18 protein-coding genes are annotated in these 16,920 nt (G+C 69.0%); 13 read left to right on the forward strand and 5 right to left on the reverse strand.

Features of this window, described 5'->3' with window-relative positions:
- Nucleotides 1-21: 21 nt before the first annotated feature.
- The 4 genes from mshA to M6D93_RS02365 are packed head-to-tail and all read left to right on the forward strand — an operon-like array spanning nucleotide 22 to nucleotide 3,430.
- Entirely contained in the window at nucleotides 22-1,386 is a 1,365-nt protein-coding gene (gene mshA, locus M6D93_RS02350; RefSeq protein ID WP_249772655.1) for a D-inositol-3-phosphate glycosyltransferase, read from the forward strand.
- Nucleotides 1,387-1,411: 25 nt separating this feature from the next.
- Nucleotides 1,412-1,942, forward strand: a complete 531-nt coding sequence (locus M6D93_RS02355; protein ID WP_249772657.1) for a type III secretion system chaperone family protein — start codon at nucleotides 1,412-1,414, stop codon at nucleotides 1,940-1,942.
- Complete coding sequence (locus tag M6D93_RS02360; protein ID WP_249772659.1) at nucleotides 1,939-2,658, forward strand: hypothetical protein; 720 nt, start codon at nucleotides 1,939-1,941, stop codon at nucleotides 2,656-2,658. The genes M6D93_RS02355 and M6D93_RS02360 overlap by 4 nt, the downstream gene beginning before the upstream one ends.
- A gap of 22 nt (nucleotides 2,659-2,680) precedes the next feature.
- Nucleotides 2,681-3,430 (forward strand): phosphoglyceromutase, encoded by a 750-nt coding sequence (locus M6D93_RS02365; protein WP_283818628.1) that lies wholly within the window; start codon nucleotides 2,681-2,683, stop codon nucleotides 3,428-3,430.
- 1 nt (nucleotide 3,431) lies between these two features.
- Here M6D93_RS02365 and phoU read toward each other — a convergent pair whose 3' ends face one another.
- Entirely contained in the window at nucleotides 3,432-4,100 is a 669-nt protein-coding gene (phoU, locus tag M6D93_RS02370) for a phosphate signaling complex protein PhoU (protein ID WP_249772661.1), read from the reverse strand.
- A gap of 142 nt (nucleotides 4,101-4,242) precedes the next feature.
- Here phoU and M6D93_RS19310 point away from each other — a divergent pair, with 142 nt between their 5' ends.
- Nucleotides 4,243-5,457: a sensor histidine kinase gene (locus M6D93_RS19310; protein ID WP_283818629.1), complete on the forward strand. Its 1,215-nt coding sequence runs from the start codon at nucleotides 4,243-4,245 to the stop codon at nucleotides 5,455-5,457.
- 67 nt (nucleotides 5,458-5,524) lie between these two features.
- The gene (locus tag M6D93_RS02385) at nucleotides 5,525-6,205 is read left to right on the forward strand and encodes a response regulator transcription factor (RefSeq protein ID WP_249772663.1); all 681 of its coding nucleotides are present in this window, start codon (nucleotides 5,525-5,527) and stop codon (nucleotides 6,203-6,205) included.
- A 176-nt stretch (nucleotides 6,206-6,381) separates the two neighbouring features.
- Here the strand turns inward: M6D93_RS02385 and M6D93_RS02390 are convergent, their stop codons facing one another.
- Nucleotides 6,382-7,293 (reverse strand): DUF3109 family protein, encoded by a 912-nt coding sequence (locus M6D93_RS02390; RefSeq protein ID WP_249772665.1) that lies wholly within the window; start codon nucleotides 7,291-7,293, stop codon nucleotides 6,382-6,384.
- Nucleotides 7,294-7,348: 55 nt separating this feature from the next.
- Between M6D93_RS02390 and M6D93_RS02395 the strand changes: the two genes are divergently transcribed.
- The 7 genes from M6D93_RS02395 to M6D93_RS02425 all read left to right on the forward strand — a co-directional run bounded on the left by M6D93_RS02395 (nucleotide 7,349) and on the right by M6D93_RS02425 (nucleotide 13,364).
- Nucleotides 7,349-8,275 carry a Ppx/GppA family phosphatase gene (locus M6D93_RS02395; protein ID WP_283818630.1) on the forward strand — a complete coding sequence of 309 codons (927 nt, stop codon included), beginning with the start codon at nucleotides 7,349-7,351 and terminating at the stop codon, nucleotides 8,273-8,275.
- A 14-nt stretch (nucleotides 8,276-8,289) separates the two neighbouring features.
- Nucleotides 8,290-9,261: a sugar phosphate isomerase/epimerase family protein gene (locus M6D93_RS02400; protein WP_249772667.1), complete on the forward strand. Its 972-nt coding sequence runs from the start codon at nucleotides 8,290-8,292 to the stop codon at nucleotides 9,259-9,261.
- A 133-nt stretch (nucleotides 9,262-9,394) separates the two neighbouring features.
- Nucleotides 9,395-10,249 (forward strand): pyrroline-5-carboxylate reductase, encoded by an 855-nt coding sequence (proC, locus tag M6D93_RS02405; protein ID WP_249772669.1) that lies wholly within the window; start codon nucleotides 9,395-9,397, stop codon nucleotides 10,247-10,249.
- Between the two features lie 234 nt (nucleotides 10,250-10,483).
- Entirely contained in the window at nucleotides 10,484-10,687 is a 204-nt protein-coding gene (locus M6D93_RS02410; RefSeq protein WP_249772671.1) for a helix-turn-helix domain-containing protein, read from the forward strand.
- A gap of 202 nt (nucleotides 10,688-10,889) precedes the next feature.
- Nucleotides 10,890-10,988, forward strand: coding sequence for a 30S ribosomal protein bS22 (locus M6D93_RS02415; protein ID WP_012854759.1), 99 nt, complete (start codon nucleotides 10,890-10,892; stop codon nucleotides 10,986-10,988).
- 263 nt (nucleotides 10,989-11,251) lie between these two features.
- Nucleotides 11,252-12,322 (forward strand): NAD-dependent epimerase/dehydratase family protein, encoded by a 1,071-nt coding sequence (locus tag M6D93_RS02420; RefSeq protein WP_249772673.1) that lies wholly within the window; start codon nucleotides 11,252-11,254, stop codon nucleotides 12,320-12,322.
- Nucleotides 12,315-13,364 carry a lysophospholipid acyltransferase family protein gene (locus M6D93_RS02425; protein WP_249772675.1) on the forward strand — a complete coding sequence of 350 codons (1,050 nt, stop codon included), beginning with the start codon at nucleotides 12,315-12,317 and terminating at the stop codon, nucleotides 13,362-13,364. Before M6D93_RS02420 ends, M6D93_RS02425 begins: the two co-directional genes overlap by 8 nt.
- 16 nt (nucleotides 13,365-13,380) lie before the next feature.
- Here M6D93_RS02425 and M6D93_RS02430 read toward each other — a convergent pair whose 3' ends face one another.
- The 3 genes from M6D93_RS02430 to M6D93_RS02440 all read right to left on the reverse strand — a co-directional run bounded on the left by M6D93_RS02430 (nucleotide 13,381) and on the right by M6D93_RS02440 (nucleotide 16,887).
- Nucleotides 13,381-14,226, reverse strand: a complete 846-nt coding sequence (locus M6D93_RS02430; protein ID WP_249772677.1) for an HAD family hydrolase — start codon at nucleotides 14,224-14,226, stop codon at nucleotides 13,381-13,383.
- Nucleotides 14,227-14,334: 108 nt separating this feature from the next.
- Nucleotides 14,335-15,771, reverse strand: coding sequence for a DUF5667 domain-containing protein (locus tag M6D93_RS02435; protein WP_249772679.1), 1,437 nt, complete (start codon nucleotides 15,769-15,771; stop codon nucleotides 14,335-14,337).
- Between the two features lie 246 nt (nucleotides 15,772-16,017).
- Nucleotides 16,018-16,887: a sigma-70 family RNA polymerase sigma factor gene (locus M6D93_RS02440; RefSeq protein ID WP_249772681.1), complete on the reverse strand. Its 870-nt coding sequence runs from the start codon at nucleotides 16,885-16,887 to the stop codon at nucleotides 16,018-16,020.
- Between the last annotated feature and the right edge of the window lie 33 nt (nucleotides 16,888-16,920).

Genomic DNA, 16,920 nt, shown 5'->3' on the forward strand with positions numbered 1-16,920 from the left:
CACCGGTTCTCAGGAGGACGTATGCGCGAGGCTCGAGTGGCTCGCCATCTCGGCCTTCCGCACCGGGTGGCCACCCTGAGCGTGCATACGTCTCCGCTGGACCAGCCCGGTGCGGGCGACGCCGGTGGGATGAACGTGTACATCCTCGAGACCGCGAAACGGCTGGCCGAGTCCGGCGTCGAGGTCGAGATCTTCACCCGCGCGACCTCCTCGGACCAGCCTCGTATCGTCGAGGTCGCCGACGGCGTCTGCGTCCGCAACGTCATCGCCGGTCCGTTCGAGGGACTGTCCAAGCAGGATCTGCCCGCGCAACTGTGTGCCTTCGCGGCGGCGGTCCAGCGCGCGGAGGCCCAACAAGAACCTGGCTGGTACGACCTCATCCACTCCCACTACTGGCTGTCCGGGCAGGTCGGTTGGCTGGCCCGCGACCGCTGGGCGGTCCCGCTGGTGCACACGGCCCACACGCTGGCCAAGGCGAAGAACGCCCAGCTGGCCGAGGGCGACACCCCGGAGCCCTACGCCCGGGTCATCGGCGAGGAACAGGTGGTGGCCGAGGCCGATCGGCTCATTGCGAACACGACGGACGAGGCCCACCAGCTCATCGACTGGTACGGCGCCGATCCCGCGAAGGTCACCGTGATCCCACCAGGGGTGGATCTGGAGACGTTTCGTCCGGTACCGCAAGGCTTTTCCTCATCGGCCGAGGTTTCGGTGCCCGAGCGGGGCGAGCAGGTCCGGACGGCCCGGGAACGGGCCCGCGCCCGGCTGGGGTTGCATCGCCAGGATCTGGTCCTGCTCTTCGTCGGTCGGCTGCAGCCGCTGAAGGCCCCGGACGTGCTCATTCGCGCCGCGGCCCGGATCGTGCAGGACCATCCCGAGCTCGGTGACCGGCTGCGGGTGGTCATTGTCGGCGCGCCGTCCGGGACCGGGCTGGCGGCGCCGGATTCCCTGCAACTGCTGGCCGCTGAGCTGGGCGTCGCCGAGCGGGTGCGGTTCCTGCCCCCGGCGCCCCGGGCCGAGCTGGCCGAGTTGTACCGAGCCGCCGATCTCACCGTGGTCCCCAGCTACAACGAGTCCTTCGGCCTGGTGGCGATGGAGTCCCAGGCCTGCGGAACCCCGGTCGTGGCCGCGGCTGTCGGCGGTTTGCCGACCGCCGTGCTGGACGGGCGAACCGGCGTGCTGGTGGACACTCACCGCACCCAGGACTGGGCCGATGCGCTGGCGGCGCTGCTGGCTCAGCCGCACCACCGCGACGAACTGGGCCATGCGGCCTACCTGCACGCGCAGGACTTCTCCTGGCGCCGGACCGCCGACCGCCTGCTGGGCGCCTACCGTGATGCCCTGGCGGAGTTCGCCCGGCTGGACGCCACCGGATCTATGGGCTGACGGGGCTGACGGGGCTGATGCACTGATGGGCGAGCTGAACGAGGCTGGACGGGCGGCGGCGGAAACCATCCGGGCCAGCCTCTCCGACGCCGGGCTGGACTACACCGAGGCCGACCCCGGCGCGTTTGCGGTGAACCTGCCCGGTCAGCGCAGGTTGAAGACGGCCTGCTGGCTGATCGTGGGCACCCGTGGCCTGTCCATCGAGGCCTTCGTGGTTCGCAAGCCGGACGAGAACGTGGCCGCGGTGCATGGCTGGTTGCTGGCGCACAACGCCAAGATGTTCGGGGTGGCCTGGTCCATCGACGACGTCGGCGACATCTATCTCAGCGGTCGCTGGCCGTTGGCGGCCGTCACGGCCGGGGCGATCGATCAGGTGCTGGGGTCGGTGCTCGAGTATGCGGACTCGTCGTTCAACACGTTGCTGGAACTGGGTTTCGGCTCCTCCATCCGGCGGGAGTGGGCTTGGCGGACGAGTCGCGGCGAGTCGACGGCGAACCTGGCCGCGTTCGAGGGCTACATCCGCCGCCACGAACCCGACGGAGAGCAGGACGGATGAGCCCGGCCGACACGCTGACCATCGACCCCCGGTACAACGGACCGGCCGGGTCCGGCAACGGCGGCGTGACCGCCGGGATGGCGGCGGAGCTGCTCGGGTCCGACCACGCCGTGACCGTGACCCTTCGGCTACCGCCGCCGTTGGCCCGTCCACTGCGGGTCGAGCGCGGTGATCAGGGTCTGCGCATCGTCGACCGCGACGGCAGTCATGCCGATGACGGTGGCGCGATCGTCGCCGAGGCCGTGGTGTCCACCGACCGGCCGGCGCCGGTGCCGCCGGTAAGCGGCGTTATCGCGGCGCAGGCAGCGCAACGATACGACGGGCTGCACGAGCACCCCTTTCCCACCTGCTTCGTCTGCGGCACGGACCGCCCGGACGGACTGGGGCTGCGTCCCGGCACGGTCGATCCCGCGGACCGGTCGGTGGTGGCGGCCCCGCTGACCGTTCCGGCCGGCCTCGGCTTGTCCGGGCCGGTGCTCGTGTGGGCGGCGCTGGATTGCCCCGGTGGCTGGGCGATCGATCTGGTGGGCCGTCGCGCCGTCCTGGGCCGGATGACCGCGCAGGTCTACGGAGTTCCTGTCGTGGGCGAGCCCTGTGTGATCACCGCGGTCTGCGAACGGTGGGATGGGCGGAAGGCGTTCAGTCGGTCCTCGTGTTACGGCGCGGACGGCGGCCTGCTCGGGATCGCGGCTCAGACCTGGATCGAGTTGCGCTAGGCGGGCTGGCAGGATTACGGCCATGAGTGAGACTGCGACCCTGATCCTGCTCCGTCACGGCGAGAGCGACTGGAACTCCAAGAACCTGTTCACCGGGTGGGTCGACGTGGACCTCACCGCGGAAGGGGAGGCGGAGGGACGCCGCGGCGGCCGTTTGCTGACCGAGGCCGGGCTCCTTCCGGACGTGGTGCACACCTCGCTGCTGCGACGGGCGATCCGCACCGCTCAGATCTCCCTCGACGCGGCCGACCGGCACTGGATCCCGGTGCGGCGGTCCTGGCGGCTCAACGAGCGGCACTACGGCGCGCTGCAGGGCAAGGACAAGGCGGCGGTGCGGGCGGAATTCGGTGACGAGCAGTTCATGCTCTGGCGCAGGTCCTACGACGTGCCTCCGCCCGCGCTGGCCGACGACGACAGCTACAGCCAGGTCGGTGATCCGCGCTACGCCGATCTGCTGCAGACCGTGCCGCGGACCGAGTGCCTGTCCGACGTGGTCATCCGCATGATGCCGTACTTCTACGACGCCATCGTGCCGGACCTGCGTAACGGCACGGTCCTGGTGGCGGCGCACGGCAACTCGCTGCGGGCGCTGATCAAGCACTTGGACGAGATGTCCGACGATGCGGTCGTGAACCTCAACGTGCCGACCGGGATCCCGCTGCGTTACGACCTGGACCCGGCGACCATGATGCCGGTTCGCCCGGGCGAGTACCTCGACCCCGACGCGGCTGCCGCGGCCATCGAAGCCGTGGCCAACCAGGGCAAGAAGTAGCTCAGGAAACCGGTCGGGAGGCCGATCCGGACTGCATCTCACCGGTGGCGATGAAGACGATCCGGCGTGCCACTCCGACGGCGTGGTCGGCGTAGCGCTCGTAGTAGCGGCCGAGCAGCGCCATGTCGATGGCCGCTTCGGTGCCGTAGGCCCAGTTGTCGGACAGCAGCAACGTGAACAGCTTGCGATGCAGCGCGTCCATCGAGTCGTCCTCCGCCTCGATGGCTTTGGCCAGCTCGACATCGCGGCCCTTGATGACCTCGGCGACCTTGTCCACCAGGGACAGCGCGACCTCCCCCATCTGGGAGATGACGTCGCGCAGCTCGGGTGGCACCGCGACGTCCGGATAGCGCATCCGCGCGACCTTGGCCACGTGCAGGGCCAGATCGCCCATGCGCTCCAGGTCGGCCACGAGATGCAGGGTGGTGATCAGGACCCGGAGGTCGGTCGCCACCGGCTGCTGCAGCGACAGCAATTGGAAGGTGCGATGCTCCAGATCGGCCCGCAACGCGTCGATGGCCGTGTCGTCGGAGACCACCCGCTCCGCGCCGTTGAGGTCGGCGTCGAGCAGGGCATTGGTGGCACGCTCCATGGCCGTGCCGGCCAGGTGCGTCATCGCCACCAACGAGTGTCCGATGTCGTCGAGCTCATCGTGATACAGATCGCGCATGGGACCAGCGTAGAGGGCCGGGTAAGCGCCGTGGACCGCGTGCATGAACCAGTGGCGGACGTTCGGTGAACAGCGGGTGGCCAGAGCTTTACCGAGCCGTTCGGCGTGAAGAGCCCCGGTTTCGGGGCCGTACGATCGGCCCGTGACCGTCGTCGTGGTGGTGGCCGCGTTCCTGGCGGGTGCCGCAGTGAGCGCTGTCGTCCTGCTCCGGTGGCCTCCGTCGCCGGCCGGGCGTCCGGCCGACGACGCCGGGGTCACTGATCTTCCGCTGCCCGAACCGGTCCGCGCGCCGATGGCCGAGCGTGAGCTCGCCCGCAAGGTGCTCGGGGCGATCGACGTCGGGATCGTGGTGGTCGACCGGGACGAGGTCGCGATCTTCGCCAACGCGGCGGCCTTGCGGATGGGCGTGGTCGACCACGACCGGCTGACCGTGACCGTCCTGAGTGAACTGGTCCGGGAGGTCACCGACACCTGTGTTCCCGATGCGGTCGCCCTCGAGCTACCCGCCGTCAAGGGTGGTGACGTGGCCAGCTACCTGGTCACCGTCCTGCCTCTGGCCGATGATCTGGCGCACGGACGGGTCTCGACGGTGCTGCTGCGATTCACCGACATCACCGAGACCCGGCGGCTGGAGCGGGTCCGGCGCGATTTCGTCGCCAACGTCTCCCACGAACTCAAGACCCCGGTCGGCGCGCTGACCCTGCTGGCCGAGGCGGTGCAGGACGCGGCCGACGATCCGGAAGCGGTCCAGCGATTCGCCCGGCGCATGCAGCACGAAGGCGCCCGGCTCGGCCGGCTCGTGCAGGAACTGATCGAGCTGTCCCGGCTGCAGGGCGCCGAGCCGCTGCCGGGCCAGGAGATCGTCGACGTGGCCTCGGTGATCTCCGAAGCGGTCGATCGAGCCAGGCTGGCCGCCGAGAGTGCCGGCATCACGGTGGTCGAACGCGCCGAGGGCTCCTTGAAGGTGCACGGTAACGAGACGCAGCTGGTGACCGCGGTGGCCAACCTCGTGGACAACGCGGTCGCCTACAGTCCTGAGCGGACCAAGGTCGGGGTGTCGGCCCGGGCGATGCGGGACGCCGACGGCACCGAGTGGGCCGAGATCGCGGTGACCGACCAGGGCATCGGCATCGCCGAGGTCGACCTGGATCGGGTCTTCGAGCGCTTCTTCCGCGTCGACCCGGCCCGGTCCCGCGCTACCGGAGGTACCGGGCTCGGCCTGGCGATCGTCAAGCACATCGCGTCCAACCACGGCGGATCGGTGGCCGTCTGGAGCGTCTCGGGCTCCGGATCCACCTTCACCATCCGGCTGCCGCTGGCCGGATCGCCCGCCGCCCATCCCAGGGTGGGCTCATGACCTGTCTCGAACAATCGTCCGGTGCGGAAAGGCCGAACCGGGCTGACAACAAGGAAGGAACGTGCCCGTGACCCGGGTTCTTGTCGTCGAGGACGAGGAGTCCATCTCCGACCCGCTGTCCTACATGCTCCGCCGTGAGGGTTTCGACGTGAACGTCGCGGCCACCGGCCCTGATGCCCTCGGCTCCTTCGACCGAACCGGGGCCGACATCGTTCTGCTCGACCTGATGCTGCCCGGCCTGTCGGGGACGGAGGTGTGCCGCTCGTTGCGGCAGAAGTCCAATGTGCCGATCATCATCCTGACCGCTCGCGACTCGGAGGTCGACAAGGTGGTCGGCCTGGAGCTCGGCGCTGACGACTACGTCACGAAGCCGTTCTCGCACCGGGAGCTGCTGGCCCGGATTCGCGCGGTCATGCGTCGTGGCGGTGAGAGCGAGGAACTGGTCACCGCAACGTTGGAGGCCGGCCCGGTCCGGATGGACGTCGAGCGGCACACCGTCGTCGTGGACGGCCAGTCGGTGTCGTTGCCGCTGAAGGAGTTCGACCTGCTGGAGCTGCTGCTGCGCAATTCCGGCCGCGTGCTCACCCGGGGCCAGTTGATCGACCGGGTGTGGGGCGCGGACTACGTCGGTGACACCAAGACGCTGGACGTGCACATCAAGCGGTTGCGGTCGAAGATCGAACCGGATCCGGCCAACCCGAAGTACCTGCTCACCGTCCGCGGCCTGGGCTACAAGTTCGAAGCCTGACGCCTACGCCCGTTGAGGTTGCCCTCGTTGTTCGCAGGATGACGTTGAGGTTGCCCTCGTTGTTCGGATGATGTCGTTGAGGTTGCCCTCGTTGTTCGCAACGAGGGCAACCTCAACGGTGGGTGTCGCGCAACGAGGGCAACCTCAACGGTTTGTGTCGCGCAACGAGGGCAACCTCAACGGACGGGGTGGGCGGGTTCGGACTTGCCGTCGGTCTCGGCGTCGGTCTCGGCGTCGGTCTCATCGGCGGGCCCGTAGCGCACGCTCGAGGGCTGCAGAGTCAGCCCGTCACGACGCGCTTGCACCGTCGCCGGGTGCTCGGCGATCAACCCCTGACCGATGCGCTGCGCGCAGATGCGAGCCAGTTCGTCGTAGGCGGCCCGGCCGATCAGCGCGGCGATCTCCGGACCGTAGCTCAGATACAAGGGCTCGCCGCCGACGTGCGCATCCGGCGCGGACGTGCAGTACCAGTAGAGCTCGTGGCCGCCCTCGCCCCAGCCGCGGCGATCGAACTCGGTCACCGTCGAGACAAGGATCTTCGTCTCGTCCGGTCGGGTAACCCATTCCTGTTCGCGGCGGACGGGCAGCTGCCAGCAGACTTCCGGCTTGGTGTCCAGCGGATGCAGGCCCTCCCGCAGCGCCAGGGCGTGCAGCGAACACCCTTCCCCGCCAGGGAATCCGGGTCGGTTGAGGAACAGGCAGGCTCCGTCCACGCGCCGGGTGCGCACCCGATCCTCATCCTCGCCCACCGAGTCCTTCTCCGTGATGCCCTTGCGCTTGCCGAGCTTGTGAAACTCCCACGTCTCGGGCGTCAGCATCTTGGCGTAGCGCTTGACCCGTTTGAGATCGTCGTCGTCGGAGAAGAACGCCCCGTGACTGCAGCAGCCGTCCGAGGCCCGTCCTTCGATGACCCCGTGACACCCGCGGCCGAAGATGCAGGTCCAGCGTGAGCAGAGCCAGGTCAGGTCGGCGCGGATGTGATGGCTGGCGTCGGTCGGGTCGGCGAACTCGATCCATTCCCGCGGAAAGTCCAGTGACACCTCGGCATCACGAGGTTCGGGTCGCAGCACGGGTAACTGTTTCGGCACGCCCGCGACTGTAGTCCGCAGCCGGGAGCCCGCGCCGTGACGGTAGGTTTGGCCTATGCGACTGGGAGTCCTCGACGTCGGTTCCAACACGGTCCACCTGCTCGTCGTCGATGCCCACCGCGGTGGCCAGCCGACGCCGCAGCTGTCCCGCAAGAGTGTCCTGCGGCTGGCCGAGCACATCGACAAGCGCGGTGACCTGGCCATCGAGGGGTCCGACGCGCTGGTCGGTGCCGCGCTCGGTGCACGCAGGCAGGCTCGCGAACTCGACTGCGACGAGTTGATCGCGTTCGCAACCTCGGCCGTGCGTGACGCGGGCAACTCCGCGCAGGTGCTGGCCCGGGTCAAGGAGGAAGCCGGCGTGGCGCTGGAGGTGCTGTCCGGCGAGGACGAGGCCCGGCTGACTTTTCTCGCCGTCCGGCGATGGTTCGGCTGGAGCGCGGGCCGACTGCTGTGCCTGGACATCGGCGGGGGATCGTTGGAGCTCGGGGTCGGCGACCACGAAGTGCCCGAGGTTGCGCTGTCGGTCCCGCTCGGTGCCGGACGGCTCACGCGGGACTACTTCGACGGCGATCCGCCGGGCAAGCAGTCGGTGGAGAAATTGCGCGAACACGTGGCTGATGCGTTGAAAGCGCCGTCGAAGCGGCTGCTCGCCGACGCCCGCCCGGACCGGGTGGTCGCTTCGTCCAAGACCTTCCGCACGCTGGCTCGTCTCGCGGGCGCTGCCCCGTCGAAGGAGGGCCCCCGGGTCCGGCGCCGGCTGCAGATCAACGGGCTGCGCCAGACGATCGGGTTCATCAGCCGAATGGCCTCGGCAGATCTGGCCGAGCTCGATGGGGTATCCGCTGCCCGCGCGCACCAGACGCTGGCCGGTGCGGTGGTCGCCGAGCAGGCCATGCTCGCGCTCGGCGTGACCGAGTTCGAGCTGTGCCCGTGGGCCTTGCGCGAAGGAATCATCCTGCAGCGGCTGGATGCGATCGGCTGACTACCGTGAACAGCATGTCCGAGCAGCCGGCCAGGAACCGACCGAAGGTGGGCCTGTCGACGGCGTCGGTCTATCCGGAATCGGCCGCGGCGGCCTTCGAGATCGCGGCCAAGCTCGGCTACGACGGTCTCGAGATCATGGTGTGGACGGATCCGGTGAGTCAGGATCCGGAAGCGATCCGGCGCCTGTCGGACTATCACGGTGTGCCGGTGCTGGCGATCCACTCGCCGTGCCTGGTGATCACCCAGCGCGTGTGGAGTCCGGATCCGTGGATCAAGCTGGAGCGATCCCGGGCCGCGGCGGAACTGCTCGGTGCCGGCACCGTGGTCATCCATCCGCCCTTCCGATGGCAGCGGGACTACGTCCGCGGCTTTGCCCGGGGCCTGGAAAGGATGGCCGGCGAGACCGACATCCGGTTCGCGGTCGAGAACATGTTCCCGCTGCGGGTGCGGGGGCGCGAGGTCTCGCCGTACCTGCCCACCTGGGACGTGGCCAACGTCCCCGTCGACGCCGAGCTCGGCTTCGGCCCGCGGGGACGGCCACTGGAGGCGGAGGATGACCTCGACGAGCTGGGTCCCGATGACGTCGGGGACGAGTACTGGGTCAGCGACGCCGGCTCGCGGACGGACGAGGACGGGTTGCCGCCGGATCCGGGGGAGTTGCTGGCTTATCGACATTTCACCCTGGATCTGTCCCATGCCTCGGTGTCGCGTTCGGATGCTCAGCTGATGCTGGCGGCGATGGGCGAAGGGATGACTCATCTGCACGTCGGGGACGGCACCGGGCTGAACAAGGATGAGCACCTCGTCCCCGGCCGCGGTACTCAGCCGTGTGCCGAGGTACTGCAGACGCTGGCGCATCGGGACTACGACGGCAACGTGATCGTCGAGGTGAACACCCGCCGTGCGATCGGGCGGGAGCATCGCGAGGAGGATCTCGCCGAGGCGCTGGCGTTCTGCCGGGCGCACCTTCGTCCGGTTCTCTGACGTTGACGTTGCCCTTGTTGCCGGCAACGAGGGCAACGTCAACGCCGGGATGCCCGCAACGAGGGCAACGTCAACGCCGGGATGCCCGCAACGAGGGCAACGTCAACGCCGAGGGGGATGGGAGGATTTCGGTATGACGATCGATTCGACCATCGAGAAGGACAAGCTGGCCATCGTGGGCGGCGGCAAGATCGGCGAGGCACTGCTGTCCGGGTTGTTGCGGACACCGGCCGGCGGTCAGCCGCGCTACCGGCCCGAGGACGTCGTGGTGGTCGAGCACTACCCCGATCGGCGGAGCTACCTCAGCGAGCGGTACGGCGTCGAGATCGGCGACGTGGCCAGAGCCGCCGGAGCCGGAACGATCGTGATCGCCGTGAAGCCGCAGGACATCGACACCGTCCTGGCGGAGCTGGCCCCGCTGGCCACCGCCGATCACCTCGTCGTGTCGGTGGCCGCGGGGATCACCACCAACCAGCTGGAACGTGGATTGCCCGGTGGCCCGGCCGTGGTGCGGTGCATGCCCAACACGCCCGCCCTCGTCGACCAGGCCATGACGGCGATCAGCGCGGGTGCACATGCCGACGAATCGCACCTGCAACGCGCTCAGGAGTTGCTGGAAGCGGTCGGTCGCGTCGTTAGGGTCCCCGAGTCCCAGCTCGACGCCGTGACCGCACTGTCCGGCAGCGGGCCGGCCTACTTCTTCTTCCTGGTCGAGGCCATGATCGACGCCGGCATCCTGCTCGGACTGCCACGGACGCTTGCCGCCGAGCTGATCGTCCAGACAGCCGTCGGCGCGGCGGTGATGCTGCGTGACACCGGCGAGCACCCGGTGCAGCTGCGCGAGGCGGTCACGAGTCCGGGAGGGACGACGATCTCGGCGATCCGCGAGCTGGAGATCCACGGTGTCCGGGCGGCGTTGATCGCCGCGATCGAGGCGGCCCGGGACCGGTCGGTCGAGCTGGGCAGGGCGTCGAATCCGTCCGGCTGAGTGGCCAGGTCGCCCCTCGCGCGACGATCGGGACGGGCGTAGGGTGCGGTTCCAGCGAGAACACGCCGGCGTGTGGGCGCAACCACCCCGGCGTGTCGGCAAACCGTGACCATTCTGTGAGAAACACCCGTCGCGTCAGCCTCACCTGTACCGCTACTCTCAGCCGAGCACGTGCGTGTCAGATTGCCGGAGGGGAAGCCGGCTCACTGTCACGTGCCGAAGGTGTGTGACTAGATGAGTAAGTCCTCTGAGGGACTGCACGAGGTGCGTTTCCTGACCGTTGCCGAGGTGGCGGCGGTCATGCGCGTCTCGAAAATGACCGTGTACCGGATGGTGCACGCCGGCGAGCTGCCCGCGGTGCGGGTCGGTCGCTCGTTCCGGGTCCCCGAAAAGGCGGTGCAGGACTACCTCAAGGGCGCCTTCTTCGAGGCCGGCTGAGTCCGGCCGCCACCACCGTGCGCTGCGCCCGAGCTGGTCGGCGCCTATTTGCGCGCGAGCGTGGCCGTTCGGTTTCCATCCTGTGTCGGCGCGCCCGCGCCGACACGGTAGGCTGCCCTGCTAGTGAGGCGTGCCCGGCACGCGTCAGTGCAGGCGTCAGTGCAGGCAGCGCAATTTCTCTTCGTGCAAGTGAGGTCAGGTAATGGGTTCTGTCATCAAGAAGCGGCGCAAGCGGATGGCCAAGAAGAAGCATCGCAAGCTGCTGAAGAAGACTCGCGTCCAGCGACGCAACAAGAAGTAGCACCTGCACTGTTGCCCCGTGCAACAGTCGTCGGTCGATGTGCCGCCCGGCCCTCCGCGACATCGCGGAGGGCCGGTTTGCGTTGTCGCCATCGGGTCGCCATCGGCAGGAAACCCAGCTGCAAACTGCCCGTGTTCTGCTGTGGGCCCGGTGAAGCTCTGCACACGGCCGAGCTCTCACCGACGCCAACGGGCCTACTATGAAGTAACTTCGGCCGCCCGAACCCGCTGCACGTCGGAGATCTGAACGACCGAGGAGGTGCCATGGCATCGGTAGTGCTCGTCACCGGAGTCAGCCGGTACCTGGGCGGCCGGTTGGCCGGGCGGCTGGCCGCCGACCCCGCGATCGACCGGGTGATCGGGGTCGACACCGTCGCCCCGCCCCGCGCCGACCTCGATCTTCTCGGCCGAACCGAGTTCGTTCGAGCCGACATCCGCAACCCGCTCATCTCCAGGGTCATCAGCCAAGCGGGCGTCGACACGGTCGTGCACGCCTCGGTGACGGCGACCCCGCACGGCGCCGGTGGCCGTACCCCGATGAAGGAGATGAACGTCATCGGGACGATGCAGCTGCTGGCCGCCTGCCAGAAGTCCGACACCGTGGAGCGGCTCGTGGTCAAGTCGACCACCGCCGTGTACGGAACCTCATCGCGCGATCCGGCCATCTTCACCGAGGACATGTCGGCCAAATCCCTGCCCGGCAGCGGCTACGCCAAAGACGCCGTCGAGGTCGAGGGTTACGTGCGCGGCTTCATCCGCCGCCGTCCCGACATCGGGGTCACCCTGCTGCGTTTCGCCAACTTCATCGGACCGTTCATCGACACCCCGCTCACCCGATACTTCCAGCTTCCGTTGCTGCCCACCGCGCTCGGATTCGACCCGCGCCTGCAGTTGCTGCACGAGAGCGACGCGATCGAGGTGCTGCGACTGGCCGCGACCTCGGCGCGACCAGGGACCTTCAACGTCAGCGGTGACGGTGCGCTGCTGCTGAGCCAGGCGATCCGGCGGGCCGGCCGGATCTCGTTGCCCGTGCCCTCGCCCGCAGTCTCCTTCGTCGGGCGCACCGTCCGCCGCAGTGGCCTGGTCGACTTCTCGCCCGAACAGATGCAGTTCCTCAACTTCGGTCGGGTGGTCTGCAACGCCCGGCTCAAGAAGGGCTTCGGCTACATCCCGGCCTACACGACGTCGGAGGCCTTCGACTCCTTCCTCACCGGCCGGCCCGTGGAGCCCGTGGTCTCACCCCGGCTCGTCGCCGCGGGCGAGTCGATGATTTCGCGGTTGCTCAGGCTGCATCCCGAACCGCTGTCCACGGCCCGGGTGGTGCGACATGGCTGAGGCTCAGGTGATCCCGCTGCACGGCGAGGACAACCGCCGGAACAAGGCGAAGGCGAAGTCCAAGCCGATGTCGTCCGCCGGCCGGCCGTCGTCCACCGGCCAGCAATCGTCCGCTGACAAGGCGATGTCGTCCCCGGACCGCGCGACGCCGCCGCCGGTGGAAAGCCTCGCGGACCAGCCGGCCCCCGACCGTCCCGCCAGTGACTGGGAGCGTGCCGCCGCGGCGGGACTGGCGTTCTTGCGGCGACGCCTGACCGGCGACTACGAGGTGGACGAATTCGGCTTCGATCCGGACCTGACCGAGTCAACCGTGCTCCCGGCGGCGCGGCTGCTCTACCGCGACTACTTCCGGACCGAGGTGACCGGTGTCCACCACCTTCCCGACGCGGACGGCGCGTTGATCGTGGCCAACCACGCCGGCGCGCTCTGGGCCCTTGACGGCGTGATGACGGCAACCGCGGTGCATGAGGAGACCCCCAACCACCGGTTCCTGCGCATGCTCGGCGCGGACCTGGTCTTCACCACCCCGGTGCTCGGGCCGCTAGCTCGCAAGACCGGCGCAACCCTGGCGTGCAACCCCGACGCCGAGCGGCTGCTGGCGACCGGCGAGCTGGTGGGTGTCTGGCCCGAAGGATTCAAGGGCATCGGAAAGCCCTTTTCCGAGCGGTACAAACTGCAGCGGTTCGGTCGTGGTGGCTTCGTCTCGGCAGCGTTGCGCACCGGGGCGCCGATCATCCCGACCGCGATCGTGGGCTCGGAGGAGATCCACCCGATGCTGGGCAACGCCAAGACCCTGGCGCGCGTCCTGGGGCTGCCGTACTTCCCGATCACCCCGACGTTTCCGTGGCTGGGCCCGCTGGGCATGATTCCGTTGCCGTCGAAGTGGCACATCGAGTTCGGCGAGCCGATCGAGACGGCCTCCTACGGGCCCGAGTCCGCCGAGGACCCGATGCTGGTCTTCGAGTTGACCGACCGGGTTCGCGAGCAGATCCAGACCACGCTCTACAAGCAGTTGATGCAGCGCCGTTCCATCTGGCGCTGACCGCGGTCCGGGTGGATCAGGCGTGCCGGGCGCGTTCCTGTGCCCGGCCGATCGAGATGCCGGCCGCGACGGCGCCACCGGCGGCCCCCAAAACCAGGGCGGTTGGGATTCCGATGCGGGCGGCCTTGCGTCCGGTCCGGAAGTCCCGGATCTCCCAGCCGCGCCGCTTTGCCTCGTCGCGCAAAGCCGAATCCGGGTTGACCGCCACCGGACGTCCGACCATCGAGAGCATCGGGATGTCGTTGATCGAGTCGGAGTAGGCCGAACAGGCGGACAGGTCCAGGCCTTCCCGCGCGGCGAGTTCACGCACGGCCGCGGCCTTGGCCTCACCGTGCAGCAGGTCACCGATGAGACGACCGGTGTAGACGCCGTCGATGTGCTCGGCTCGGGTACCGACCGCTCCGGTGAAGTTGAGCCGCCGGGCGATGATGAGGGCCAGTTCCTCGGGGGTGGCGGTGACCAGCCACACCCGCTCGCCGGCGTCGAGGTGCAGCTGGGCCAGCGCCCGGGTGCCGGAGTAGATCCGCTCGGCGATCACCTCGTCGTAGATCTCTTCGCCGACGTCGACGATTTCGGCCACCGACTTGCCGGCCACGAACGCGAGCGCGGTCTGCCGGGCCTTGGCAATCCGCTCCGGGCCCTCACCGCCCGCGCGGAACTTCATCTGTTGCCAGACGAACTTGGACAGGTCGCGAGTCGAGAAGTACTTGCGAGCGGCCAGGCCCTTGGCGAAATGAAAGATGGAGGCGCCGATGACGATCGTGTTGTCGACGTCGAAGAACGCTGCGGCCCGCGGGTTGGCAGGCACGACAAGGACCTGTTCGACCTCGACCACCGATGCTCCGGTGGATAGTCTCGGCACCCGGCTCCTCCTCCTGATCGGCAGCGGACCCCACGTGCGGGATCGTCAGCGGTCACGGCTCGATTCGGTCGCCGGGTGAAGCCTAGTGGCTGGGTTGGTCCATCACGTTCAGTGGAGACCGATGCCGGGCAGCGAGGCCGTCGGCAGCAACGGGGCGCTCACGCCTACCCCGCCGGTACCGGCGCTGATACCCACGCCGGGAAGGCTGAGCTGGACGCCGCTTGAACCAACGGAGATCGGCGCGCTGGGCAGCCCCGAACTCGGAACGACGCTGGGCACCGTGCTCGGCAGACCGCCGCCGCCACCGGATCCGCCGCCCGAACTCGAGCCGCCGGAGCCACCGGATGCACCCGATCCGGTACCGCCACCGCCGCCGGAGCCCCCCGAGCCCCCCGAGCCCCCTGAGCCCACAGCCCCGCCCGTCGCGCCGACGCCGGGCGAGCCGGTGCCGCCGGCACCGGGCGAGGTCGCTCCCGGTACTCCCGGCAGGCTGGAGCCGCTGGGCGCGCTGGACGGTGCGCCCGAGCCGGTCAAGGATTTGCACGGCGAACAGGGCAAGGGGCCGAGATCGTCGGCGTTGGCCTGCGACAGGCACGGGCAGCCGAGGTTGGCCTTCAGATCGGCCGCGCGTTGCTGGATGCGCTGCAAGAGGCTGGTCGACTCGGCCAGGCGGGCCCGGACGCCCGCGGCGGAGTTGGCCGAGTTGGCCGAGCCGCTGGACCCGGTGGCGCTGGGCAGCCGACCGGAGATGTCGGACAGCAGTGCTCGCTGGGCGATCAGCCAGGGGCCGAGTTTGGTCAGGGGTGATGCCGACAGCTGGGCGACGGTGGCCTTGCCGAGCAGCTGCATGCCGCTGCGACTGTCCTGGTCGGCCGACCCGAGCGTGTCGATCATCAAGCCCGCGGTTCGGGAACTGATCCCGGTGCCTGCGGCCAGGACTCGGGGCGCCGTGGGCGCGTGGTCCGGCGATGCCGCCGTGAGACCGTCCAGGGACGAGGATTTGCCCAGCAGCTTCGAGACTTCCTGGGCACGGGTGGTCGCCAGGCGCAGGTAGGTGTAACCCTTGTCCACCTGGCCGCCGGCGGTTGCCAACGTCACGTCCTCGCTGGCCCGTTTCACCCCGTACAGCGAGTCACCGGGCAGCGCGGAACCGGACATCCAGACCGCGGCTCCCAGCATCAGGACCAGGACGGCCGCGGCCGCCGCCACCGTGAGGATCGGCCGGTGGATTCCGTGCAGGGCCCGGGCCAGCCGCAGGCGGCCGGGACCGCCGGTCGTGCCGCCGCGACGGGAGGCGGCGACGGCAGTGCGGGCCGCAGTACGGGTTGCAGCGCGCGTCCGGGCGTCAGGGCTCACGCCGGCCTGCTCGGTGTCGGACTCGGTGACCACGCGCGCGGTGATGGCGACCAGCTGGGCCCGCAACTCGGCTTTGAAGGTGGGGTCCGGTTGCGGGGCCACCGGGAGGGTGCGCACGCGCGCGATGATTTCGCTCTCGTAGCCGGAGAAACGAGGACCGGACCCGCCACCGGTGAAGCGGCCGGTCATGACAACCGACCTGGCTGGGTGAAACGGCGGCTGTCTCGCCGTGCCGAAATGGGCAGATGCGACATCGCCGGCGGTCGGTGCCGCGTGGCGAACAACGAACTGCTCATGATGCTTCGAACGCCCACTTCTCGGCAGAGCTGAGATCCGCCCCCGTGGCGGCAGTCCTGCACCCTGACCAACGAGTGGTGGCGAACCCGGTTACGGCGTGAGAGCGCTTTCTTTCGCGTCGTTCGCGTCATCGCATCATCACCGCAACTCCTCGGCGACCAGGGCCGACAGCCGCTTGACCGCCCGGTGCTGCAGGGCCTTGATGGCCCCGTCGTTCTTGTCCATGATCTCGGCGGTCTCGGCCACCGACAGCCCGTTGAGGAACCGGAGAACGATGCACTCCTTCTGCTCGTCGTTGAGACTGTTCACCGCCATGAGCAGGCGTTCATTGGTGAGATGGGCCAAGACTGCGGCCTCCGGGCTGTCAGCTCGGTCGTCACCCTCGATCACCTCGCCCGTGGTCATCTCCAGGCGGAACCGAGCGGACTTGGAGTGGTCGAAGACGATGTTGCGCGCGATGGTCATGAACCAGGCGCCGATATCGCGGCCCTGATAGTTGATGGTCGAGATGCGCCGCAGCGCCCGGAGAAAGGTCTCGGAGGTGAAATCCTCGGCCAGCTGCCGGTCGTTGACCCGGTAGTAGACGAACTTGAACACCGAGTCGACGTAGCGGTCGTAGAGGCGTCCGAAGGCCTCACCGTCGCCGCCCTGCGCGGCCCGGACCAGCTCCCACACCTCGGCGTGCTCAGCCTCGATCGGTTCGCCGGCCGAATCTTCGAAACGATCCGGTGACCGATCACCGGCCGAGTCGTTGGACGCAGGGACAGGGGACGGACGATGCCCGGCGACCGGCAGGTGCAGGCTGGGCTCGATCGCCTCCATCGCGAAGGACGCAGTGCCCGGACCCAGTCCGGCCGGCGATGGGACCAGGCGTGCGAACCGGGCCGCGATCGCCTGCCGTAGCCCCTGCCAGTCGGCATGGGGGAACCGGGTCTCGAGGTGGTCAGCGGGCAGCGTGAAGTACGCGTCCGCTGTCACCGGCCTCGGACGTCGGCCGGGGAGCGTCATGACCCTTCTTCCGAACAGTGGCATGTCGGGTGT

Source organism: Jatrophihabitans telluris, from assembly GCF_023516435.1.
Classification (GTDB): domain Bacteria; phylum Actinomycetota; class Actinomycetes; order Mycobacteriales; family Jatrophihabitantaceae; genus Jatrophihabitans_A; species Jatrophihabitans_A telluris.

Bases quoted from the DNA above. Each gene is read 5' to 3' on its own strand.
- M6D93_RS02355 (WP_249772657.1), top strand. From the start codon at position 1,412: ATGGGCGAGCTGAACGAGGCTGGACGGGCGGCGGCGGAAACCATCCGG.
- proC (WP_249772669.1), top strand. From the start codon at position 9,395: ATGACGATCGATTCGACCATCGAGAAGGACAAGCTGGCCATCGTGGGC.
- M6D93_RS02440 (WP_249772681.1), bottom strand. From the start codon at position 16,887: ATGACGCTCCCCGGCCGACGTCCGAGGCCGGTGACAGCGGACGCGTAC.
- M6D93_RS02365 (WP_283818628.1), top strand. From the start codon at position 2,681: ATGAGTGAGACTGCGACCCTGATCCTGCTCCGTCACGGCGAGAGCGAC.
- M6D93_RS02395 (WP_283818630.1), top strand. From the start codon at position 7,349: ATGCGACTGGGAGTCCTCGACGTCGGTTCCAACACGGTCCACCTGCTC.
- M6D93_RS02425 (WP_249772675.1), top strand. From the start codon at position 12,315: ATGGCTGAGGCTCAGGTGATCCCGCTGCACGGCGAGGACAACCGCCGG.
- M6D93_RS02420 (WP_249772673.1), top strand. From the start codon at position 11,252: ATGGCATCGGTAGTGCTCGTCACCGGAGTCAGCCGGTACCTGGGCGGC.
- phoU (WP_249772661.1), bottom strand. From the start codon at position 4,100: ATGCGCGATCTGTATCACGATGAGCTCGACGACATCGGACACTCGTTG.
- M6D93_RS02415 (WP_012854759.1), top strand. From the start codon at position 10,890: ATGGGTTCTGTCATCAAGAAGCGGCGCAAGCGGATGGCCAAGAAGAAG.
- M6D93_RS02435 (WP_249772679.1), bottom strand. From the start codon at position 15,771: ATGACCGGCCGCTTCACCGGTGGCGGGTCCGGTCCTCGTTTCTCCGGC.
- M6D93_RS02360 (WP_249772659.1), top strand. From the start codon at position 1,939: ATGAGCCCGGCCGACACGCTGACCATCGACCCCCGGTACAACGGACCG.
- M6D93_RS02410 (WP_249772671.1), top strand. From the start codon at position 10,484: ATGAGTAAGTCCTCTGAGGGACTGCACGAGGTGCGTTTCCTGACCGTT.
- M6D93_RS02400 (WP_249772667.1), top strand. From the start codon at position 8,290: ATGTCCGAGCAGCCGGCCAGGAACCGACCGAAGGTGGGCCTGTCGACG.
- mshA (WP_249772655.1), top strand. From the start codon at position 22: ATGCGCGAGGCTCGAGTGGCTCGCCATCTCGGCCTTCCGCACCGGGTG.